This window comes from Rhodohalobacter mucosus (genome assembly GCF_003150675.1).
Taxonomy (GTDB): domain Bacteria; phylum Bacteroidota; class Rhodothermia; order Balneolales; family Balneolaceae; genus Rhodohalobacter; species Rhodohalobacter mucosus.
Map to the genome: position 1 here is coordinate 343,633 of NZ_QGGB01000006.1, position 25,701 is coordinate 369,333.

Sequence of the window (25,701 nt, forward strand, 5' to 3'; positions counted from 1 at the left end):
ACTCAGAGGTTTCCCTTTCGGTTAGCGGGGAGATTCTGAGCTTAATTTCCTACGTCGAAAACGGTGTACGGATTTGTATGTCAGACCCGGTTCGAGTAGTACTTCTGGAATACATTTGATAGTTCCGTTGAACTCTCTCTGATGCTCAGGGACACCGGGATCAGGCTGGTATATCCCGAGTGGCTCCGTTCCGCACTATGCTCAAGCCGGTTAAAGATAAGCTCAAGCGATTTTTTCCCAAGCAGCGTATAGGGTGTATGAACCGATGTGATGGTTGGTGTATAAAGCTTACAGGTAGGCAGGTCGTCAAACCCCGCCACAGCCACATCCTGAGGAATATGAACCCCATCGCGAATTGCGCTGTGCATGAAACCGAGCGTCATGCTGTCGTTGCTGCAAAAAACGGCATCGGGTTTCTGGTCCAGCTTCTTGAAATCCTGATAGGCTTCTTTTCCCTTCTCAAAAGAGTAGTCGCCGTTAAACTGCCATATCAGATCCAATTTTTCGGCGGCATGGATATAGTCTGCGAAACCATTTTTCCGCAGCATGGCTTCGGATTGCTGAATGGGCCCCTGAATAATTCCCAGGTTCTTATATCCGCGATCCTCAAAGTGTTTGGCTACGATGTACCCGCCGCGATAATTATCGAATGTGACAGTATCCAGTACCGGGTTCGCTATGGGTGCTATGGACAGAAGCGGAAAATTGTCCGGCACGCTCTCAAGCAGCTGCAGGTAGTCTGCTTCAACGAAATCAGGCAGAAAAATCACTGCAGCATCATAGTGCTTGTTGATCAACTCTGAAATGATGTAAGGAACAGGAGATGATGTGTGGCTAACGCTGGTAAGGTTCATTCTTGCCTTTGTGCCCTCAGTCGACTGGTCGAAACCTTCAAAAAGGGATGCATAAAACTCTCCTGTATAGTGCCAGGTAATGAGCGCAATATTAATGCTGCTTCGAAGCTCAACAGGTGTATGAACATTTTTAAGGGGGTAATTCAACCGGTATGCACTTTCAAAAATCTTCCTCTCATTCTCCTTGCTGATCTTACCCGACTGAGATAGTGCCCTTGATACAGTCGATATGGATAGGCCTGTATCCTCTGCAATGTCTTTTAATGTAACCTTTGCAATCATGATTGCTTGTGATGATTGATAGAAGTCAGAAAATGAGGAAACATTTTTAAGAAAGCTATTCTTCCTCAGCGAAATGTCTTCTGTGTTACAGGTAATCTACTGAAAATTTTTTGCACAAAAATAAGAAAAAACCAAAAATGCATACTTTTCCAATAGGTTCAGTCAAGAATAATCCATGCTCTAAGCTTTGGAAATCACCGGAGCAGATTTATTTAAAAAATGGAACCTTGAACATTCCAAAGATTAAATAACAATAATTTACACCCCGATGAAGTTTAATCTGAATGGACAATTTCAACAGGAGAGTATTTATTCCATTTAAATGAAAATAATTTGCACAAAAGGGTGATAAACTTTAAAATGGAAGAAGCGGTACCATGGTGCCAGAGACCTCAATAGAGAGGATAGAATCAATTCATCTTTAAAGAGTGAGCGGTACGGGTTACTGCCAATCTAAAAGCAGAAACACAAGTGTATGTCATTGGAAGACAATCTCTCTCATGCAGCATACAATTATATAACCGTGTTTCTGGAAATGGTATTAAACAAATGAAGGTATTAACTATGACTTTAAGAAGACTGAGTATATTTCTCATTGCTTTGGCATTTCCGTTCGCGATGATGTCATGCTCTGACAGTTCAACCGGCGCAGTTGATGACGGCGGTGATGATGGCGGAGATGGGGGTGATAACGGAGGTGGCGTTACAGAAGTAATTGAGTTTCCAATTACATTTGAAAAGGATATCACCTACGCTGACTTTATCTCCGATTTTAACGGCGGTGAACTAACCGTAGTGGATAACCCGGATCCATCAGGAGACAACACCAGCGATAAAGTTGCTCAGATGGTGAAAAAAGGTGACGTAGAAGACGCTCAGCCGTGGGGCGGTTCTGTTCTTTTGCTGGAGGATAACATCGATTTCGCAGGTGGAACACAGTTCACAGTTTCGGTATGGGCTCCGAGGCCGGATACCAAAATGCTTTTCAAGATTGAAAATGAGGAAAACCCGGAACAGGCATTTGAACGGGAAATTACGATAGCGGAATCTCAGCAGTGGGTGGATGTTTCTTTCGACCTGAGCGGCGCAGATCAGTCAAACGCATATAAAAAACTTGTATTCATTTTTGACCTGGGAACGCTTGGTGACGGTACATCCGACTTTACCTGGTATTTTGACAACATCCGCCAGGAAGAAGGTGATGGAGGCGGTGGTGATCCTCCGGCCGAACCGGTTGATCCTGCTCCGACGCCTGCTGAAGATGAGGCCAATGTGATCAGTTTGTTCAGCGACGCATATACGGATGTAGCCGTTGACACCTGGAGAACCGATTGGTCTGCCGGCGATCTTGAAGACATTGACATTCAGGGTAACGCAACGAAAAAATATACCAACCTCAATTTTGTGGGTATCGAAACAACAGGCGACAATCTGGTCGATGCTTCAACCATGACTCACTTCCATATCGACGTCTGGACACCAAATATGGATGTAGTTCGGGTTAAACTGGTTGATTTTGGACCTGACGGCGCATTCGAAGGCGGTGACGATTCCGAACATGAGATCGTATTTGATACTCTACCTCAGGAACAGTGGAATACTCTTAAAATTCCAATGTCTGACTTTACAGGATTGCAAAATCAGTCAAATATTGCCCAATACGTTCTGTCAGGTACACCTGCGGGTGAAGGAATACTCTATGTAGATAACTTCTATTTCTCTGACGACGGCTCCGGCGGGGGCGGCGGTGGCGACATCGTTGAACTGCCATTGACGTTTGAACAGGATATTACATGGGCTGATGCCATCACCAATTTCGAAGGCGGAGACCTTACGGTAGTGGATAACCCGGATCAAACCGGAAATACAAGTGCTAAAGTGGCTCAAATGATAAAAGGTGCAGGTGCCACGTTTGCAGGATCCATTATCACGCTCACCGATAATATCAACTTTGCGGATGGTACAGACTTTACCGTTTCGGTTTGGGCGCCTCGTCCAAATACGACCATGCTGTTCAAGATTGAGAATGAGACAGATGCCGGACAGTTTTTTGAGCAGGAACTGACAATTGCAGAATCTCAGCAGTGGGTGGATATCACCTTCGACATGAGCGGTGCAAATCAATCCAATACCTACAAAAAGCTGATCTTCATCTTTGACAACGGTACAGCAGGTGACGGCACAGCCGACTACACCTGGTACTTTGACAATCTGGAACAATCTGCCGGCAACGGTGGCGGCGGCGGTGATGCTCTTGCACTTCCCGTTACGTTTGATGACACCAGCCTGGACTACGGTTTGACGGACTTTGGAGGCAACCAGTCAGAAATCGTTGCAGACCCAACAGACGGGACGAATAACGTAGCTCAGTCAACCAAGACAGCGTCTGCAGAATTGTGGGCGGGTACGACCGTAGGCGGTGATGCAGGATTTGGAGATCCCATTCCCTTCACCAGCGGTGCAACCACCATGAGCGTACGGGTCTGGTCTCCCGATGCGGGAATTCCGATCAGGCTTAAAGTGGAGGATTCAACAGATCCGACTATAAGTGTAGAGACTGAAGCTGTCACAACGGTAGCTTCCCAGTGGGAAACCCTGGTATTCGACTTCAGTAATGAAGCTTCCGGAACAGCTGCACTGAATCTGGCCAACAGCTATAACAAAGCATCCATATTCTTCAACTTTGGTACCACCGGTGCCGACGCCGGAGAAAAGACCTATTACTGGGATGATATGGAGTTTGGCGACGGGCAATAAAAAGATGCTTTAGAGTGTCTTTATCACAGGAGATGTCTTCTTTTTATGTAAAAGATGATGAAGACTGATCCTGAAAAAAGAGTTGAAGGGGGCTGCGTAAGTTTTACGCAGCCCCCTTTTTTATGTAAAGTTTTAAAGAAAGTTTGATTGCACCTGTTGGTTTTGACATGAAGGGTAATTGAGCTCAATGGCCAATGAACTAACCAGTAATGGACGCTGCCGCGGTATTGGAATTCATGCCTTACTTTATAGATTCCGCACAGCAATACCAAGGCATTCAGCAAGCATTTCTAGAATGAGTGTACAGCCATCCGCATTACTTGCAGGAAGGAACCATGTTCGGCATATTGCATTATAGAATTCAAAAAAACACTGTTTTTGGTTGACATGTCTTCCCAAATTTTAGATATTAATGTAAGCGCTTACTGTAAGCGTTTACATAAACACAGCAAATCATTGAAGAACAATGGTTTAATGGTACCGATTAATATAAATTTTGGAGTAATTATATGAGTTTAAATAAGCTTACAATTCTGTTTGCAGCCCTGCTTCTGCCTTTTGCGTTGATGTCATGCTCTGACAACACCACAGGAGCCGAAGAGGAAGAGGAAGAAACCACTGAGGTGGTTTATGCACTCTCATTCACTGAAGGAGACGGAGTAGCTACATTCTTTGTAGATATGACGGATATTGAAGGGTTCGATCCCGCGACTCATAAAGTATACATTACCGGTTCACTTCTGAACTGGACGGAGCCCGGAACCGAGCCCGATCGGCAGGAAATGGTTCTCATCGAAGATGCGAGCACCGAGATCCCGGTTGTAACCCCCGAGGCCACCGGAGAAGTTGCTTACAAATACTTCTCTGATTTTGTTGCACAGGGATGGGACGGAGGCGAGTGGGCCGGCGACCCCAATCGTACAGCAACCCTCACAGCCGGCGCTGAAATCCAGGATATCTGGGGTGACCAGCCCGAATAAGAAGAAACAGCTGCAGTTTCAATCATGATCACCGACCGGCAGGCAGACCTGATTTCTGTCTGCCGGATTTTTTAACCTGCAATAGTAGCTTCTTTGATTTTTCATCTGTTTTTTAAACAAAACAGAAATCCTCTCTCAAACATACAGCGTTTTGTCACATACAATCTATGATATAGCCAAGGCTGCAGGTGTAAGCATTGCTACAGTTTCCAGGGTGTTTAACAAAGCTGAATCTGTAAAACCGTCAACGCGCGAAAAAGTAATGAAGGTTGCAGACCGGTTGGGTTACCAGCCTCATGTGTATGCTCAGGGTCTTGCCAGCAAACGCAAAAATCGCATTATGATGCTCGCTCCGGTTATGTCGAACTACTTCCTAACCGAAATTTTGAGAGGAATACAGGACTGCCTTGCCTCTCACGATATTGAGCTGAATATTGTAAACATCAGCCAGGACAGCAGAGCCATTGACCAGGTTGAGAATATCATAAAAAAAAGCTGGGCTGAAGGGTATCTCCTTGTCTCGCTTCACCTGAATGAGGAGGAACTGTCATGCCTAGAGAGATATCAGGTTCCAATCAGCCTGCTGGATGATTACAGCAGTTATTTCGATTCTGTAAGCTTCGACAATGTCGAGGGAGCATTTTTGGCAACGGACTACCTGATTTCCCGTGGATATGAGCGTATAGTTATTTTGTCCGCGAATCCGAATGCCATCCCTATCCGTGAGCGTCTGGCCGGATACAAAAAGGCACTTGAAAAGAGTAAAATCCCTTTCCGGGAGTCCTATGTCGTTACAGGCGATAATATGGAGAGAGACGGGTTTAACGAACAGAGCGGCTATGAAGCCATGAGGAAAATATTAACCATGGATCCCATGCCGGATGCCGTATTCTGTACATCCGACATCAAAGCGGTGGGAGCTCAAAAAGCAATGAGGGAAACGGGGCTCAAGATTCCGCTGATCAGTTTTGATAACCTCAGCATATCCGAATATATCGGATTGTCTACCGTAAGCCAGCCCATGTATAGAATGGGTTCTGAGGCAACCGAAATGCTTATAAGCAGAATCAGAAATGGCGAATCAAAATCCCGGCACACTCAATATGAACCGGAGCTGGTTATCCGGTCTTCTTCTGAAAAGCCAACCGTAAAACACGAAGCAGTATGAGGTTTTTGTCACCGTTACTATATCTTATTTTTTTACTGGTTCCTGCGTCTGCATTTTCACAGGCGATTTCATCGGATCCTTCTTTTCCAACGGAGGATGGGCCGATAACCATCATTTTTGACGCATCACAGGCCGACAGGGATGACCTGGTTGACTTTCAGGGTGATGTGTATGCACACACCGGAGTGATTGTTTCCGAGGCAGATATCGGTTCCGGCAACTGGTCGTACGTTAAATCGAATTGGGGTGAAAACCTTCCTGAACTCCAGATGAGCAGCACGGGAGAGAACATCTGGGAACTTCAGATAGACGATATTCGCGAATTTTACTCCGTTCCGGAAAGCGTTGACAGAATCTACCAGCTTGCTTTTGTATTCAGAAGTGCGGATACGAATCTGCAGAGTGAAAATCTGTACGTGGATATAAACAATAACAGCATTGCCGTGCAATTTTCATCGCCATCCGTAAGCGGCCTCAATCCCTATTTTGCGGAGTTAAGTGAGGTTATTGAGTTTGAGATTGAGGGGACGTCGCCGTCGGGTACCCTGCAGTCGATTACACTCTTTCAGGATGGATCGGAGATTGCCTCCTCTTCGGGAAGTGATTTCTTAAGCTACTCCTACACGGTAACGGATCAGGGCAGAAAGGATTTTGTAGCCCTGGCTGTAGACTCCGAGGGCCAGGAGGCCAGGGATTCACTTTATATCGTGATCAATCCGCCCGTCACCGTGCTGTCGCGTCCTGCAGGTGTAGAAGATGGAATCACCTATCATGAGGGAGGGACATCGGCCACGCTCTCCGTGTACGCTCCGGGTAAGGATTTTGTATACCTGATCGGTGACTTCTCGGGTTGGGAGGTGCGTGAGGAGTACTTTATGAACCTGGACAGTAGCGCTCCGGAAGGGCAGAGATTCTGGATAACGCTTGATAACCTGACACCCGGTGAAACTTATCGTTATCAATACCTCGTTGACGGGGAGATACGGGTTGCGGATCTCTATTCGGAGCTTGTGATTGATCCGTTTTTCGACAGGTTTATTCCCGAAACCATCTATCCGGACCTTCCCGTGTATCCTGCCGGACTGACCGAGCATACGGTGAGTGTGCTGGAGCCGGGAAGAGATGAGTATGTATGGCAGGTAACCGATTTTGAACGGCCCCCAAAAGAAGAATTGATTATCTATGAGCTGCTTGTACGCGATTTCCTCGAGGAACAGTCGTTTCAGGTACTGGCCGATACGCTTGGCTACCTGGAGCGCCTCGGGGTAAACGCCATCGAGCTGATGCCGGTTTCTCAATTTGACGGCAACATCAGCTGGGGATACAATCCCACTTTCCACGGAGCCCTTGATAAGTCGTACGGTACCCGAAGGGCTTTCAAACAATTCGTGGATGAAGCACACAGCAGAGGCATAGCCGTGCTGCTGGATGTAGTGTACAATCACGCTCATGACAGATCTCCTCTGATCCGGATGTTCGGGCAGTCGCGGGGAAGTGATTTTGCAAACGGAAACCCGCTGCTCGGCCCCGGTCACGCCTACAACGTCTTTTTCCATCTCAATCACGATCATCCGTACATTCAGTACTGGGTGGATCGCATGAACCGCTACTGGCTCGAAACTTACAATATTGACGGTTACCGGTTCGACCTCTCCAAGGGTTTTGCCTCCAATGTGGACGACCGCAGCCTGCTCGACGGGGAGAATCCGCAGCGTATCAGCAACCTCAAGCGTATGTATGATGAAATCCGCACCTACGATCAGGATGCGTATATTATCCTAGAACATTTCGCCGCCGGTTCTGAGGAGAGACAGCTCGAACAGCATGGAATGATGCTCTGGGGCAATCACAATTTCAACTATTCGGAAGGTGTGATGGGGTACAATGAAGGCATCAAATCCAACATGTCGGGTATTTATTTTGGGAACCGCAATTTTCAGAATCCGCACCTGGTGGGTTATATGGAGAGTCATGATGAACAGTGGCTGATGCATAAGGCTGCCGAATTTGGCAATGACACCAATCAGGATCACAATGTTAAGGATCTGGATACGGCTCTTCAGCGAATGAAGCTGGCGGGTGCGTTTTTCTTTACAATACCCGGTCCCAAAATGCTTTGGCAGTTCGGTGAACTGGGATACGGCTGGGCACCGGGAGAGTGCCTGAAGCCGGGCGGAAGCGGGGATGGCGACTGCCGCGCAACGGACCCGGGGCGAACGGACCCGAAACCGATCCGATGGGAGTACTACGATGAGGAGAACAGAAACCGCCTCTACAGGTCATGGGGTGAGCTGACGCGCCTCAGAAGGTCAAGCCCGGTCTTCTCCTCAGCCGATACGGATTTCAGCTCATCGCTGAGCGGTGATACAAAATGGATTCGCCTTTCGCATTCTGACATGGACGCACTGGTAATCGGAAACTTTGGGGTTACATTCAATCAGCTTACCGTAGATTTCAGCGCGGCGGGGACCTGGAATGATTTTGTGACGGGTGAATCCATTGAGGTGGATAATACGCTTGAACAGACGTTTACACTATCACCCGGTGAATTCAGGATTTTCACGAGCAGGGAAATTGAACCTGCCGAATCCAATGTTTTTTTCAAACCCGGTGAATCACAATTTGCCACACTGCCGAACGATTTCATTATTGAACCTAATTTTCCCAACCCCTTTAACCCCGGCACAACCATACGATATGTGGTTCCGGAAGAGTCGCCCGTCAGGATTGATGTTTATGACATTCTGGGAAGACGTGTATCGACGCTGGTGAACAACGACCTGCATCCAAGGGGTCAGTTTACAATCAATTTTGACGGTTCTGACCTGAGCAGCGGAGTGTACATCACGAGAATGGTTGGCGGGGGCGGTTCATCGGTTCAGAAAATGACCCTGATTAAGTAACGGGTTCAGGCGGATCCGATTTTTATTTCAATTTGAAAGGTCCCATATTTATGGCTTGTCCGGAAGACACAGCAACGTCTTTCCCTTAACCAACCGCACCCTGCACTAACTAACCTGATCTTTCTATGAACTATCTTGATTGGCTGGTAATCGCTTTGTATGCAGCCGGATTGATAGGCCTGAGCTACTATCTGAGCAGGGGGCAAAGCACTACCGAAGATTACTATCTTGGGAGCAAAAACTTCAGGTGGTGGCAGGTGGGGCTTTCCACCATGGCAACCCAGCTTGGTGCCGTCAGTTTTATTTCGGCGCCCGCATTTGTGGGGCTCAGACAGGGAGGCGGCCTGCAGTGGCTAACCTATGAATTTGCCGTCCCCATAGCGATGATTTTTCTGATCATCTTTATCTTTCCGCCGCTTTATAAATCAGGCATTATCAGCATTTATTCCTACCTGGGAAACCGGTTCGGAAAAAGCACAACCAAAATTTTGAGTGCTGTTTTTCAGTTCAGCCGGGCCTTTGCAGCGGGTATCACGGTTTACGCAGTTGCCATTGTTCTGGAAGCCGTTTTTGGTATCCCGCTCTGGATTAATATACTGGTTACCGGCCTTGTTGCTCTCATTTATGACTACCTGGGCGGGATGAAGGCTATTGTGATTTCGGACGTGATTCAAATGGCTATCCTGTTTATCGGATTTCTTATCTGCTCCTACATTGCATTTGATCTGATAGGCGGCTGGAATGTATTTATGGATAACCTGGACAGAAGCCGGCTGGATGCGGTCTCCTTTTCAAATCTGGGCATTGGTGACGGTGAGGAGTTCGGATTCTGGCCCATGGTGGTTGGAGGGTTTTTTCTCTACACCGCTTACTACGGATGTGATCAGAGTCAGGCGCAGCGCATACTCTCGAGCAAGGATATGAAAAACGTTCGCAAAGCCCTTCTGTTCAACGGGTTTTGTCGTTTTCCAACGGTACTGCTTTATTGCGGAATGGGCCTGTTGATAGGAACCTTTGCAATGATGACACCACAGTTTTTGGGCAGTATCCCCGAAGGTCAGTCCGATTACATGGTACCCCTCTTTATTGTGGAATATCTACCGAACGGACTGATCGGGCTGCTGGTGGCGGCTATTCTGGCAGCGGCCATGTCGTCGCTCGACTCTGCCCTGAACTCTCTGAGTGCGGCAACCGTGCAGGATTTTATATTGCCTTCGCGCAAAGGCCATGTTTCTATGGATCAGCAGTTCAGGCTTTCGAAAAAGTACACGGTATTCTGGGGCGTTATTTGTGTGTTGCTTGCATTCTCTGCCGGAAATATTGCACCAACCGTAATTGAAGCCATTAATAAAATCGGATCTCTCTTTTATGGTCCCATTATCGCTACATTCGCGATTGCGATGCTAAGCAAGTCTATTGGCGAAAAAGCGATGAATACCGGAATATTTGCGGGCGTTCTGCTCAATCTGATGCTTTGGCTGTTTGCTGAATCCTACATTTTCTGGTTTTGGTGGAATGCAACCGGATTTTTTATGACCGTATTTACCGCCTGGGCAGCCGAAAAGGCATTTACTACCCAAGAAGAGAGATCCGTCTATTCGCTTGCGCCCATTGAGTTCAGGTTTAAAGAGACTGCGGTTCTGTCGGCTTACTTTGCGGCCATTCTGCTATTCAGCGTTTCACTGGCTTTCTGGCTGTAAATATCCGGGTCAAGGTTTCTGCAGATTTAATTGAATCGCTCATCGCACTGCAATATCTTATCGTGTAATATGCTGTTTTTTCAGTTGCGGGTATTCTCCCGAAAATACATCTCCTTAGGTTTATTATGAGGTTCAAAAGCCGGTACCCCCGTCTCTTTCTGCCAACACTGCTATTGTTGCCTATTGTATGGTTGTTTTCTGCCTGCAGCTCGCAGTCCGATACCCGATTTAAAGAACTGCCCTCCGACCGAACAGGTATAGATTTCGAAAATCGGGTAACCAACACCCCTGATTTCAATATTCAGAACTACCTCTATTTTTATGACGGCGGAGGTGTAGCCGCCGGTGATATTGACAATGACGGTTTGCCGGATCTCTTTTTTGTATCCAATGCCGGTGATCACAAACTATACCGTAATCTGGGAGAGTTCAGGTTTGAAGACGTAACTGAAATTTCCGGAATTTTGGGTGAAGAGGGGAGCTGGACCACCGGGGTTACCATGGCCGATGTGAATGGTGACGGATATCTGGATATTTACTTAAGCAGGGTGACGTACCTCACGAAATCAGGTGCCAATCAGCTATGGATCAACAATGGAGACGGTACTTTTACCGATCTCGCATCCGATTACGGGCTAGATTTTGAAGGTTATTCCACACAGGCCGCCTTTTTTGACTACAATGGCAATGGGCGACTGGATCTGTTTCTGCTGAACCACTCTTTTCATAATGAAAATACATATGGCAGGGCCGATCAGCTGAGGGCGCGGCCCGACCCGAAAGCGGGCGACCGCCTGTTTCGCAATGATGGCAATCGTTTTACCGACGTTACGGAACAGGCAGGCATCATCAGCAGTGCACTGGGGTATGGGCTTGGCCTTGCCGTTACGGATATCAACCTGGATGGCCATCCCGATATCTATGTTGGAAATGACTTTCATGAAGACGACTACTTCTACATTAACAATGGAGACGAAACCTTTACGGAGCTGCTCTACTCCATGGTTGGGCATACCAGTAACTCCTCCATGGGAAATGATATCGGCGATATCAACAATGACGGATTGCCGGATATTATATCGCTGGATATGATGCCGATGGATCACGAAACCTTTCTCAGGTCCGGCGGACCTGATATTATGATTGTGAAGGAGGCCAAACGGAATTTCGGATTTGGTGAGAAAAACAATCGCAATACTCTTCAGGTGAACCGAGGTTTCTCGCCCGATACGGGCCTCCCGGTTTTCAGCGAGACGGCATTTTCATCCGGAATTGCCCGTACAGACTGGAGCTGGGCGTCGCTCTTTGCCGATTTCGACAATGACGGGCTTCAGGATCTGTTTGTGACCAACGGCATGCCCGGCAGGCCGAATGACCTGGACTATGTAGCGGCCTTGCAGTCTCTGCGCTCCGAGTATTCAGGACAGGAACTCGACAGGCGGTTGTTTTCGCTTATTGAGTCGATGCCGGATGTACGTGTTCCAAACAAAATGTTTTATAATCGCGGTGATTTCACCTTTGCTGACTCTACAGAATCCTGGGGCTTTTCAAGGCCCGGTTTCTCGTCGGGTGCCGTTCATGCTGACCTGGACGGTGACGGACTTCTTGACCTTGCAGTAAGTAATATCAACGAACCTGCATCCATCTTCCAGAACAGTAACGGCACCGCAGCATCGGAAAGCAGAAACTATCTGAAAATTAAACTGAACGGTTCCGGTAATAATCGGACGGGTATTGGCAGCAAAGTATTTTTATACAGCGGCGACAAGATATTCTACAGAGAACAGTTTCCGGTTCGGGGATTTCAATCTTCCGTAGATCATACACTGCATTTTGGGCTGGGCAGCAGAAGTGATATCGATTCTCTGCTTGTTGTCTGGCCGGAGGGTTCCTACCAGGTTTTGCAGGAACCGGACCTTAACCGCACCCTGGAGCTTCAAATATCTGATGCGGAGGCCGGCTTTGACTATTCACGGATTCGTCCTGAGCGTTCCGAAACACCGATTCAGGAGGTGTCAGACGGTCCGCAAATCGACTATGTGCATCAGGAGAATCGGTTTGATGATTTTTACAGAGAACCTCTCGTTCCTTACAAACAGTCAAGGCGCGGGCCCGCAACAGCCGTGGCTGACGTAAACGGTGACGGCCTCGACGATTTTTTTGCGGGAGGATCGCGCGGCAGGTCCGCAGTACTCTACATCCAGCAATCTGACGGCAGCTTCATGGCATCGGAGCAGGAGGCATTTGCACGTGACAGCCAGACAGAAGATGTGGATGCCGTGTTTTTTGACGCCAATTCCGATGGATTTTCGGATCTTTATGTTGCAAGCGGAGGGTACGAATATCCAACGGACTCCCCGCTGCTGAGTGATAGATTGTACCTGAATGATGGAAACGGCCTTTTTACCAGAGCCGGTTCAGCAATACCGGAGCATCGAGTAAACAGCGGAGTGGTTCGCGCCGCAGACTTTAACGGAGACGGTCATCAGGATCTGTTTATCGGTGGCCATGCCGACCCGTGGAAGTACGGAATAGGCCCACGAAGCGTACTGCTTAGAAACGACGGCACCGGAAACTTTGAAGATGTTACCAGGGAGATGGCTCCCGACATACTTACCATAGGAAATGTGACCTCTGCGGCCTGGATTGATGTGCCCGGCAAGCAGCTCCCCGACCTGGTGATAGCAGGAGAGTGGATGCCGATTTACTACCTGGAGAATACCGGAGATAGGATGAACCCGGTAAGCGCGGAGAAAGGCCTTGATGGCTTGAGCGGGCTATGGCAGGTGCTGCGGTCTGATGATATAAACGGTGACGGTCTTCCCGACCTGATTGCTGGAAATTTTGGCACGAACAGCCGGCTGCAGCCCTATTTGGATGGTACCGTAACACTATATATCAATGATTTTGACGGAAACGGGCAAACCGAACCTTTGGTTGCTGTTTCGGAAAACGGAATGGAGTTCCCATTTGAGCAGCTGGATGAGCTGAAAGGACAAATTACAACCATTCCAAACGAACCGGATTCATACAGTCAATTTGCCGGTTCATCAACCCGAAACCTCTTTGGTTCGGATCTGCTTGATGAGGCTCTACAGAAAGAACTGCACGAAACCAGGTCTATGGTTTTTTTGAATACGGAAGAGGGAGTGTACCGGCGGATGCCGCTTCCCGAACCGGCCCAGTGGTTCCCGGTAATGGCAATCTATCCGGATGACGTGGATGGAGACGGACATACCGATCTGATTCTAGGCGGAAATATTCTTGATGTAAAACCCAGCTATGGAGGTGCGCAGGATGCAGGGCACGGATTGCTTTTAAAAGGAAACGGGAACGGTGAATTCTCTTCCCTGCCGCAGCACAGAAGCGGATTTTACGCTCCGGGTGAAATCAGGGGTATCGAAAGCCTTATGCTGTATCAGGCTGGAAAGTTGATTCTTGTGATCCGGAACAACGATAAACCTCTTTACTTTACGTTTCCCGGGACACCGTAACCATTATGACAATCAGATTTTAAAGAAGAATGTTTACTCAATTCAAAAAAAATTCATCTGCTCTCAGTGTGTGTGCGTCGCTGCTCGCTGCCGTCGTATTGGTTTCCTGTGGTGGAAATGCGGACGGTGATGCAGAATCAGGCGCAGAGTATAATGAGGCTGTGGCTGATTTTTATATGAGCCTGGCTGCAAGCCAGACCGATCAATCCCGCTTTGCCTTTAACAAAATGAATGATGTAGCTGTGGCATTTCCGGAAGAAGCCGCTGCCTGGGCAAACCTGGGAGTCTATGCCATGCGGCAGGGTAACCTGGAACTTGCAGCCGATCGTTTGTCGCGTGCACGAAACCTGCAGCCAGAAAATGCAGACATTCTTTTCCTTTCGAGCATGGTTGAGAGCCGGCGCGGGGCAATCGGGGAATCCATTTCCCTGCTGAGACAAGCTGCTGAAGCGGCTCCGGAGCGTCCAAGGATTCTTTTTGCACTTGCGGCGGAGCTGGAGAGGGAGGATGACGTGGCGAATGCGGAAGAGATCAGCCAGGTTTTGGGCCGTCTGTACGATCTGGCTCCCGATAACCAGGTCGTTCTGCTCGAACTGATTCGGGTTGCCGTAAAAGAGAACAGGTTTGAAGAAGCGGAATCCTATCTAAACCGGTTGTCGGATATGTCGTCGGAATGGTCAGCCGAAAACAGAGATCAGTTCATGACCGTTCGCGATGAACTGGGTAGCGGCAACGCCTCCGATCTGCTTTTGGAGCTCTCATTTCTTCGAAGCGGCCTGGGTTCGGAATCTGAATTCCAGGCTGATTTGCTTGATTTACAGCTGCCGCCAACGGATGTCGGATATCTGATTACGGAGTTCCTCCATCTGCCTGAGCCCTCCGTGGAGGTGGCGGAGCCCGACACACAGCTTACTTTCACACGCTCGGTTCCTGAACTTCCTGAGGAAAGAGCGCAATGGCTGAAAGGGGTGACCCTGCTTGAGGACGCCCCCCCGTTTCCGGTTGCCATCAGCGGTGGTGAGGTTGTTGTAGACAACGAGGTACGGCTGGACTTTCCCGGCAGCAGCAGTGAACTTTTGCCGGAAGCAGCCTTTACTGAAATTGATTTCAACTATAATTTCAGGAACGACATAGCTGTTGCAGGTTCTGACGGTTTCCGCCTCTATCTGCAAAATGATGACCAGACCTTTTCAGATATCACGGCCGGTACAGAGTTAAACTCAGATATCATCAACGATCGCTATTTCGGAATCTGGACATTCGACGCCGATATGGACGGAGACCTCGACCTGCTGCTTGCAAGATATGAGGGAGTTCCGGTTATGCTCCGAAACAACGGGGACGATACCCTCACGGCCATGGAGCCTTTCTCAGGAAGTACCGGCGTAAGACAATTCAGCTGGGCCGATATGGATGGCGACGGTGTTCCCGAGGCAGTGCTGCTGGATAGGAGAGGCAATCTGCGCGTATATAAAAATCTGAGGGGCGGTGAATTTGACGATGGGACTATGATCGGGGAAGGGCGCACAGCTATTACCGTAGCGGATCTGAACGCCGATGCACGGTTTCAAATCATTTCGGCAGGGCGCGACGGTGAAATTCGCACCGCTTCGATCGATATGAGAAGCTCACAATGGAGTGAACAGCAGCTGACGCAGGCCGGTATAGGCTCAGAAGCGCCGGGCTTCAATCATCTTTTTGCGGCTGATATTGACAACAACGGTGCTCTCGACCTGGTACACTCTTCACCCGACCGGACGCAGATATGGCTGGGCGATACGGGGCGGCAGCTTTCTCTGCTCAACCGTCCTGAGACGCTGCCCGGAGGGGTCATGTCTGTTTTTGACGTGGATGGTGACGACCGCCTGGACCTTCTTGGTGTCAGCAGTGATCTTAATCCGTTTCAGCTGATGAACAGCGGTACCAAGCAGTATTTTGCGCGATCCATACGGGCCCGGGCTTCCGGGACGGAAGGAGACAGGCGCATCAACTCCTTTGGAATCGGCGGGGAGATGGAGGTGCGTTCCGGACTGCTTTACCAGAAGCAGCTTATTGAATCTCCTATTGTCCATTTCGGATTGGGTGAATATGAAGAGGCACAAATGCTGCGTATCATCTGGCCCAATGGATCTGTACAGGCCGAGTTCGCAGAACTGGGTATGGGCGCCACCATATTTAATGAACAGATTCTCAAGGGGTCTTGTCCATGGCTGTTTACAGGCGACGGTGAAGAGATGCATTTTGTAACGGATATCCTGTGGCGCTCACCGCTTGGGTTGCGTATCAATGCGCTGGAAACGGCAGGTGTTGAGCAAACGCTAGACAGAGTCCGGATTCCATCCGAAAAGATTGAGTCTGTGGACGGATATTACGACGTAAGGATTACGGCCGAACTGTGGGAGTCTCACTTTTTCGACTATGTGAGCCTGGTTGCGGTGGATCATCCGGAGGGATCAGAAATATTTATTGATGAACGTTTCGCATTTCCGGCCCCCGATCTTTCAACAAACGTAATGGGAAGGCCGCTGCCGGTTGCGAACGTAACCGACGAGAGGGGGAATGACCTTACGGAACGGGTATCTGAACTTGATGAGACATATGCACAGCCGTTCGTTAAAACCAAATATCAGGGGCTTACGGAAGAACATTCCATTGAGATTGCACTGAACGAATCAGAGGCCGCACAGTGGCTGGTGCTTTCGGGATGGCTTCGGCCGACCGACAGCTCCATAAACCTGGCACTGAGTCAGGGCAGCATCGATTCCCCGCAGGGGCTGCATGTGGAAGTTTCGACAGGCGACGGATCATGGACAACACTCCATGAGAACTATGGCTTCCCGGCCGGTAAACTCAAAACCATACTTATAGATCTGGAGAAGGCCGGCCTGGCTGATCAAATCCGCAAGGTGAGGTTAACCACAACCACCGAGATCTACTGGGACTCTATTTTACAGGCGGATAAGATGAATCCATCGCTGATAACCGAAACAGATCTGCAGCCTGTGCAAATGGATCTCAGGTACAGGGGCTTTTCGGAGTGGTATCGTGTAAATGATACCTCGCCAAAGCTGCCTGATTACAGTTTTGTATCGAGCACCAACCAGAGATGGCGTGACCTGGAGGGTTTTCATACCCGTTTCGGGGATGTAAGTGAACTTCTGCAGAACATTGACGATCGCTATGTGATCATGAATGCAGGGGATGAACTGCTGCTCCGGTTTGAGGAGGCTGCCCCTCCCCGGGAGGGATATACCCGCAGCTATGTATTTGTGTCCGACGGCTGGGAAAAAGACGGGGATTACAACACGGAGGCATCCGCAACCGTTTTACCCCTCCCGTACCACGGGCAGCAAAATTATACCTTCACCGGTACCGAAACACTGTTCAATGATCCTGTATTCAAAAAATATCCCGAAGACTGGGTAAACTACCATACCCGGTATATCACCCCCTACAATTTTATAAATGCACTGGTTTTTGGTCCGGATGAGCAACAAAATGAATGATATTTTAAAAATCATTGATAGTATGATTGATATGACACCATTTACAGTAAACATGATACGAGTTACAGATCCATGAAAAGGGAAACGCTGACCCGGATAGCGGCCGCTGTCATATTTGCACTGCTTATATCCATTCCGTTTGGAATGCGAACCTACTCAGACTGGATGAGCAGTGATGACTACGCTGACAGGGAAGATGTGCTGCAGCGGTACGGCTTCTATCTGGAAGATATCACAGAGGCTGCAGGCGTGGATTTTTCACATCAGCGCGTGACGGTAGATGATGAACTTTCGCATATCCTTCCCCAGATCTCTTCGGTAGGAGCATCCGTTTCGGTTGCAGACTTCAATAACGACGGGTATCCGGATCTCTATTTTACAAGCAGTGAATTCGGAACACCGAATGCGCTCTACCAAAACATGGGAGACGGCACATTTACCGACGTAGGTGAAGAGATGGGTGTGGCCGCCCTGAACAGCGCGGCAGCGGGTGCATCCATGGGTTCCGTTTGGGGTGATTTTGATAACGACGGATATGAAGATTTGCTTGTTTACCGATGGGGCAGTCCTGAACTGTTCAGAAATCTGGAAGGAAGCGGCTTTGAACCGGTAACCGATGGGGCAGGCCTGAACAAAAAGATAAACTCCAATACCGCATTCTGGTTCGACTATAACCGGGACGGCTTTCTGGATCTGTTTATAGGCGGCTACTATCACGAAGATGTGAATCTGTTCGATCTTGAAGATACCCGGATGATGCCCGATAGTTATGAATATGCTACCAACGGCGGGCTAAACTATCTCTACCGGAACAACGGAGACGGTACGTTTACGGATGTATCGGAAGAGAGCGGCTTGCAGGAAACCAGAAAGTGGACACTTGCATCCACCGCGGCCGATATCAACAACAGCGGATATCCGGATATTATCCTGGCCAACGATTATGGCGTGGATGAAGTTCTTCTGAACTGCGAAGGCAGGGTTTTTGAAAACGTTGGGGAGGAAACCGGTATAGGGTTTGTGCCCAAGAGCGGAATGAGTGCGTCCCTGGGTGACTTTATGAATCGGGGAGAGTATTCCATCTACATTACCAATATATCCGAGGCCGGAGTTCTGATGCAGGGGAATAACTTATGGGTGCCGTCATCATCCACGGAAAGTGAATCGGGTGTACCCGGATACAGAAATCTTGCCGGCAATATGGGAGTCGAAATCGGTGAATGGGGATACGGCGGACAATTTGTTGATCTGAATAATGACGGCTACCTGGATCTTTATGTTGCGAACGGGTACGTGTCGGATGAACCGGGAACTGATTATTGGTACGATTACTCGAGGGTAGTTGGCGGAAATCGCAATATTATCATCGATGCAAATAACTGGCCTGCGATGAACAGCCGGTCCTTTTCGGGATACCAAACCAATAAAATTTGGCTCAATGATGGCGCGGGCCGTTTTCGTGAAGTTGCCGGTGCCGTGGGCGGGTCCCTGAGCCTGGACAGCCGGTCTGTTGCATATGCCGACCTGGACGGGAGCGGGAATCTTGATCTTATTGTTGCAAATCAGAACCAACCGGTAAAAATTTTCAAAAATCAGGGACAGCCTGACCGCAACTGGGTAGGATTCAGGCTTACGGGCACCGAAAGCAATCGCAGCGCGATCGGAGCGGAAGTATTCCTTTACTGGGACGGCCGGATAACCCGCAAGATGGTGAGCGGCGGGGAATCATTCAGCTCACAAAGCCAGCGGGCCGTTCATTTTGGGATGGGTGAAGTGGCAGAAGCAGAAAAAGCAGAAATCAGATGGCCATCCGGTAACATTGATGTGATTGAAAAACCGGAACTGAATCGTTATCACAGCATTATAGAATCTGAGGATTAAAATTTTGGCAAATTCCGATACCCATTCATTCATGAAGAAACTTTCCATTCCTCCCGGTCTTATAGGGCCTGTGTTGATCACCGCGGTTGTTGTGGCTGCCCATATCTCTTTTGGCATTCTTGACGGCTGGGAAAAATTTGCTGCAGCACTGTCAGCTGCTGTGGTTGCGGAACTTCTGCTGCACCGGATGGTAACCGGGAAATGGCGCAACCTTTCGAGCGCCTACATATCCGGCAACAGTGCGGGCATTCTGGTTCGCTCTCCCATGATATGGCCTTTTGCACTGTGCGCGGCCATCTCCATCGCCTCCAAGTATGTGTTCCGGTATAAAGGAACCCACCTGTGGAACCCCACAAATTTTGGAATTGTGGTGATGCTCTTGATTGCATCGGATAGTATGGCGGTTCTGAGTATCCAGTGGGGGAGTAATATGTGGGCCATGCTTGCAATCTGGGTTGTAGGATTGCTTGTGATATCGAAAGTGAAATTATTCCATGTTTGTGCGGTGTACATCGTCTCTTTTGTCGGCTTCGCATGGCTCAGAAGCGTGCTAACCGACAGCGTATTCATAACGGAAGTGGCTCCGTTGACGGGTCCCATGTACCAGCTGTTTGTTCTCTTCATGATTACAGACCCTAAAACAACCCTCAGTACAAAGAACGGCCGTATGGCTGTGGCCTTCCTGATTGCATTTGCTGAATTCTTTTTCCGTATGGGAGAAGCCGTATATGCACCTTTTTATGCACTGTTTATTGTGGGTCCCATAGCATTGATTTGGGAAAAGTGGAGCAAAGACCGCCAGGCCGCATTATCCACTCCCGCCGTTCCCGGAAATGCATAGATAAATCGATTTTTACTTCAGTATCCGGGGTCCATTCAGGTGCACCTGAGATAATGTGATGCTGTGCGCCATCTCAGGCTATTTTCCGCAAAAAAAAATCAGAGCCGGGTGACCAAATGCAGTATTAAGGCAACGAAAATTTAAAAAAAAGATAATGCCGGATGATTAAAAATCACCTTAGTAAGGGAAAATCCGGCAACCTGAGGTGAAATGATCACATAACTGTCAAGAGTGGCTTTTTTTGCACTGCCAGAAGTTCATAACATACTGCAAAACAATAGATTATAATTATCGATCAAGGCTTCTGAATTTATCCGGGCAGAATATCCGGAATTTGAAAAAAGCGCTTCCAAAAAAACCCATCTTACCCATTCGGTCCCGGTATGCTTCAGCTTTAGGTTTTTTTTGTCTTTAATTGCGCAATTTACCTATGCAAAACTTTGTATTATGGAAGGGCTTTTTTTATAATAATGCTTGTTCCTGCGGACGTGTACGTGTGAAGACTACTCTCTCTGACTGGAACGTTCATAACCATTAACACAAAACAACAGATATGAATGGTATAAAGCTACGGAAAAGATCCTTTTCCAAATCAGACTTGCTGAGTTCATTTCCTGCCAATGTTCTTTCAGCGTCTACTCTGAAAGCGTTTACATGCTTTCTGGTATGTGCTGTGATGGCGTTTGGTATTGGTTTAAATGAGGCACAGGCCCAGAACCGGGTTGAAGTCACGGGTACCGTGATTGATGCTACAGACGGAGAGCCACTTCCCGGTGCAACAATCATCGTGCAGGGCTCATCAGAAGCTACCGGAAGCACTATTGGTACCACATCCCTTATGGATGGAACCTACTCAATAAATGTGCCGGAGAATCTCAACGTTCTGGTCGTATCCTTTATCGGATACATCACTCAGGAGGTTGAAATTAATGGCCGCACAACAGTTGACATTGAGCTCGAACCCGATATCCGACAGCTCGCCGACGTGGTTGTAGTTGGTTACGGAACACAGGAAGAGCGTGAAATTACTTCTGCTGTTGCAAGTGTTGATGAAGAGCGTTTTAATCAGGGTAACGTGAACGATTCCGCACAGCTTCTTCAGGGTAAAGTTGCGGGACTGAACGTTACAAACAGAGGCGGTAACCCGAATGCGGGTTCTACCATTCGCCTTCGCGGGCTTTCAACCGTAGGTGCGAACACGGAGCCGCTGATTGTGATTGACGGCGTGATTGGTGCCGACCTGGCCAACGTTGATCCAAGCGACATTCAGTCTGTTGACGTATTGAAAGACGGTTCTGCTGCCGCTATTTACGGTACACGCGGTTCTTCAGGCGTTATTCTTGTAACGACCAAAAAAGGAAATTATGACACGGGCGATCCGGAAGGAAATATCCGTCTGGATTACAACGGCTATGTATCTGCTGCGATGGTTGAGAATCAGCAACCGGTTATGAGCGCAACGGAATACATCGAAGCGGGCGGTAACGACCTCGGGTCTGTAACCGACTGGCAGGATCTGGTAACGCGAACCGGTGTCTCCAACGTACACAACATTGCCGTTTCAGGCGGAACCGGAAACACGATCTACAGGGTGTCCACAAACTTCCGTGATGTGAACGGTGTTCTCGAACAATCAGGATTTCGACAAATCAATGCACGTGCCAACATTACACACAACGCACTTGATGACAGGCTTACACTGACCCTGAATGCGTCTACCACACGACGTGATATTGACAATTCATTCGAAGAAGCTCTTCGATATGCCGTACTTTATAATCCGACCGCACCGGTTCGATTTGACAACGGTGAATTCTTTCAGGCTATTCTGTTCGATAACTTTAACCCTGTTGCCATTTACGAACAGAACGTAAACGAAGGTCAGCGCAAAGCGATCAACTACAATGTGCAGGCACAGTTTGACCCAATCGAAAACCTTTCGATCAATGCAAACATTGCCCGTCAGTTTAACTCACAGTCATTTGGTGAGTTCTATCCGAGCACATCTTTCTTCCGCGGCCTCAACCGAAACGGTCTGGCCCGAAGATATTTTGAAGACAGGGATTTCACGCTTTTCGAAACCTATGCTTCTTATAATGACACGTTTATTGACAGGCTGGATGCGACCATAACCGGTGGTTATTCTTTCCAGGAAACATTCCAGGAAGGTCTGACGATCGAAATGGGTAACCTGCCTACCAACGTTCAGAGTTACTACGGTATCGATCTGTCGGGCGACAGGGTACTGGGTAATCCGGCAAATGTATTCCTGGACTCCTATGCCACTCCCGACGAAAGAATCATCGCATTCTTCGGTCGATTGAACGTTACATATGACAACGGCATCTTCTTTAATGCCTCGTTCAGAAGAGAAGGATCCACGAAGCTTGGACCTGAAAATCAGTGGGGTAGTTTCCCGGCCTTCAGTATCGGTACCGACATCAGCCGGTTCTTTGATATTGATGCCATCACTCAGATGAAGATTCGTCTCGGTTATGGTGTAACCGGTGCGCTTCCCGGACCTAACGGCCTGGCACAGGATCTTTACACATACTCTTTTGCCGGCGGTGGTACAGTGAGCAAGGCTCGTGATGCCAATCCGGATCTGAAGTGGGAAGAGAAAACCGAAATCAACCTTGGAGTTGACTTTGGTCTGTTTGAAGACAGGCTGACCGGTGCTCTCGACGTGTACACAAGGGATATCGATGACTTTATTCTAGAAATTGCGGTACCTACGGATCAGTTTCCTTCAGGAACCCAGTTCCAGAATGCAGGCCGACTCAGAACCTACGGTCTTGAGTTCCAGGTTAACTATGACGCGTATCAGTCCCAGAATGTATTCTGGAATACAGGAATTGTATTTGATACCTACTCTACTGAGCTGGAAGAGTTTATTATAGATGAGCAGATGCGAGCCAACCTCGGTTCACCCGGACAGAACGCTACGAACATGATTCGTGTTGCGGTCGGTGAGCAGATTGGACAGATCTGGGGCCCTGTGTTCTCCGGAGAAGTAAACCCGGACGGAACACCTGTTTTTGTTGACCTGAATGGTGACGGACAGCTGATTACGGATCAGGGTAACGCACTTTCCGAGAATGGTGACTTCAAGCAGCTTGGAAAAGGCTTTCCCGATTTCACACTTGGCTGGACCAACCAGGTGAACTACAAAAACTGGGAGCTGAATGCCTTCTTCAGAGGTGCGTTCGGACACAGCCTGGTGAATACCTATCGCGCTTTCTATGAGCCGATTGACCCGGGAGCCATTAACTCCTACAACAGGGTGATTACTGACAAAGCTGTGGAAGGCCTGACCGTTTCGCAGTTCAGTTCACTTTATGTTGAGAAGGCAGACTTTGTGAAGCTTGACAACGTAACCCTGGCTTACAACTTCGACGTTTCCAGCATTGAAGCATTCCGTCGTATAAGAGCCTACGTAACGCTTGAAAATGCTTTTACGATCACCAACTACACAGGAATCGATCCGGAACCTGTTCTCCAGGATCGTGGTTCCACAGATAATGGTGGCCGAATAAGTCCATTCGCTGATGTACTATCAGCCGGTATAGATCGCCGTAATAACTACTTCACGGCGAGAACCCTGACATTCGGGCTTAACATAGGATTTTAAACCAAAAAGCTGAATACAATGAAACACTTAACTAAATTATTATCTGTATTGCTGCTCGTCTTCGCAGGGGTTGCCTGTACGGATCTGGATGAAAATCTGCAGTCAGATTTTACAGACACATTCGATCCGAATAATCCCGGCTTTGGCGCCAGTGAGAACGTAAACCGACCCGTCCCTAACGACGGTCTGAACGCTGCATTCAGTACACTTCTGAATGGTACTGCGAATCACTTTACAGTATTCTCGGTATCAGAGATTCCCACTGACGAAATGGTTATCACCCAGAAAGGTGGTGACTGGTTTGACGGCGGTATCTGGCTGAATATGCATCGGCACGACTTCAGAGCAACTCACCCGGGCCTTAACGGTGCATGGGGAGTTAACTATGGCGGTGTAACGCAGACGAACGAGCTGCTTGCAAATGCCACTCTTGATGCCAATCAAACAGCCCAGCTTCGTGTGCTCCGCGCATACTACTACTGGAGACTGATGGACATGTTTGGCCGCATCAAAATTGTTACCGAGCCAGGTGTGGATTCACCCCAGGTTGACAGACCGGAAGTGTATGACTTTGTCGTATCGGAAATCAATGATGCGCTGCCCGATCTTAATGAAACGGCAGGATATGCAAGAATCAGCTCCGGTGCTGCATATGCACTCCTTTCAAGGCTCTATCTGAATGCTGACGTGTACAACCGTCCGTATCCTTATCTGCCGGGCACAGGTTCTCATGCACCGGGAACCCAGAACTTCGATGATGCCATGCAGGCTGCCATCGATGCGGCTGACGAAGTGATTGACTCAGGTATCTACGATCTGGGCCCGCAGGGTGACTTTGACTCTGTTTTCGGTCCCGCCAACGTGGAGAGCCCGGAACATATCTTCATCGTTCCTTTCGACGAAGCAACGGGTGCCGGTATGAACTTCGGTCAGATGACGTTCCACTATCCAAGCCAGCTGACATACGATTTTCAGCAGCAGCCATGGAACGGTTACTCATCACTTGAAGCGTTTTACGATTCGTATGATGACAATGACGGCCGTAAAGATGCTTTCTTTGTAGAAGGGCCGCAGTTCGACCTGAACGGAAACCCGATTCTGGACGTAGCTTTTGACGCAGCTGATCCCGACGGAGCACCCGTAAACTATACACCGGAAATCAATGAGCTTGCTCCAAACGGTTCACGACAGGCCGGTGTACGTCTCGGTAAATTCTCCCATAAGATTGGTCAGCTGCCTGAAATGGACAATGACTACACGCTTCTCCGATATGCTGAAGTTCTGATGAACAAAGCAGAAGCGATTGCACGTCTGAACAACAACTGGAATGATCCTGAGACGATCTCACTGGTAAACCTCATTCGTGAGCGAGCCGGTGCCGATCTCTATAACTCAGGTGACCTCAGTGCAGAGGAGTTTCTCGCAGAGCGAGGCCGTGAATTCTTTCAGGAAGCCCTCCGACGAACGGATCAGATCCGTTTCGACACTTGGGGAGACGCATGGTGGGAAAAACCAGCACATGCTGACGGCTTCAGAAATATCATGCCGATACCGCTCGATCAGATCAATGCTACAACGGGCGGATTCCCGCTTACGCAGCATGACGACTACTAAGTAAGATTAGTACCATTTATATCAGAGGGTTGCCATGATTCATGGCAACCCTTTTTTATTGGTAGTATATTTATGTTCAATTCCTTTAGA

At 48.6% G+C, this 25,701-nt stretch carries 12 protein-coding genes; 11 read left to right on the forward strand and 1 reads right to left on the reverse strand.

From position 1 onward, the window contains the following. Window positions 1-80: 80 nt before the first annotated feature. The gene (locus DDZ15_RS09210) at window positions 81-1,136 is read right to left on the reverse strand and encodes a LacI family DNA-binding transcriptional regulator (protein WP_109646795.1); all 1,056 of its coding nucleotides are present in this window, start codon (window positions 1,134-1,136) and stop codon (window positions 81-83) included. 564 nt (window positions 1,137-1,700) lie between these two features. Here DDZ15_RS09210 and DDZ15_RS09215 point away from each other — a divergent pair. The 11 genes from DDZ15_RS09215 to DDZ15_RS09265 all read left to right on the forward strand — a co-directional run bounded on the left by DDZ15_RS09215 (window position 1,701) and on the right by DDZ15_RS09265 (window position 25,611). Next, complete coding sequence (locus DDZ15_RS09215; protein WP_109646796.1) at window positions 1,701-3,893, forward strand: hypothetical protein; 2,193 nt, start codon at window positions 1,701-1,703, stop codon at window positions 3,891-3,893. A 509-nt stretch (window positions 3,894-4,402) separates the two neighbouring features. Continuing rightward, window positions 4,403-4,873: a hypothetical protein gene (locus tag DDZ15_RS09220; RefSeq protein WP_109646797.1), complete on the forward strand. Its 471-nt coding sequence runs from the start codon at window positions 4,403-4,405 to the stop codon at window positions 4,871-4,873. A 151-nt stretch (window positions 4,874-5,024) separates the two neighbouring features. After that, a complete protein-coding gene (locus DDZ15_RS09225) occupies window positions 5,025-6,041 on the forward strand; it encodes a LacI family DNA-binding transcriptional regulator (protein WP_109646798.1) in 1,017 nt (338 codons plus the stop codon). 5 nt (window positions 6,042-6,046) lie between these two features. Then, window positions 6,047-8,944 carry an alpha-amylase family glycosyl hydrolase gene (locus tag DDZ15_RS09230; RefSeq protein ID WP_158278662.1) on the forward strand — a complete coding sequence of 966 codons (2,898 nt, stop codon included), beginning with the start codon at window positions 6,047-6,049 and terminating at the stop codon, window positions 8,942-8,944. Window positions 8,945-9,069: 125 nt separating this feature from the next. Next, on the forward strand, window positions 9,070-10,644 hold the full coding sequence (locus DDZ15_RS09235; RefSeq protein ID WP_109646800.1) for a sodium:solute symporter family transporter: 1,575 nt from the start codon (window positions 9,070-9,072) through the stop codon (window positions 10,642-10,644). Between the two features lie 176 nt (window positions 10,645-10,820). Further along, a complete protein-coding gene (locus DDZ15_RS09240) occupies window positions 10,821-14,138 on the forward strand; it encodes a VCBS repeat-containing protein (RefSeq protein ID WP_158278663.1) in 3,318 nt (1,105 codons plus the stop codon). 29 nt (window positions 14,139-14,167) lie between these two features. Further along, window positions 14,168-17,644, forward strand: coding sequence for a CRTAC1 family protein (locus tag DDZ15_RS09245; protein WP_109646802.1), 3,477 nt, complete (start codon window positions 14,168-14,170; stop codon window positions 17,642-17,644). A gap of 72 nt (window positions 17,645-17,716) precedes the next feature. After that, a complete protein-coding gene (locus DDZ15_RS09250) occupies window positions 17,717-19,525 on the forward strand; it encodes a CRTAC1 family protein (RefSeq protein ID WP_109646803.1) in 1,809 nt (602 codons plus the stop codon). Between the two features lie 31 nt (window positions 19,526-19,556). Next, the gene (locus tag DDZ15_RS09255; protein ID WP_109646804.1) at window positions 19,557-20,366 is read left to right on the forward strand and encodes a hypothetical protein; all 810 of its coding nucleotides are present in this window, start codon (window positions 19,557-19,559) and stop codon (window positions 20,364-20,366) included. Between the two features lie 598 nt (window positions 20,367-20,964). After that, the gene (locus DDZ15_RS09260) at window positions 20,965-23,997 is read left to right on the forward strand and encodes a SusC/RagA family TonB-linked outer membrane protein (RefSeq protein ID WP_199222923.1); all 3,033 of its coding nucleotides are present in this window, start codon (window positions 20,965-20,967) and stop codon (window positions 23,995-23,997) included. Between the two features lie 18 nt (window positions 23,998-24,015). Beyond that, complete coding sequence (locus DDZ15_RS09265; RefSeq protein WP_109646805.1) at window positions 24,016-25,611, forward strand: RagB/SusD family nutrient uptake outer membrane protein; 1,596 nt, start codon at window positions 24,016-24,018, stop codon at window positions 25,609-25,611. Window positions 25,612-25,701 lie beyond the last annotated feature (90 nt).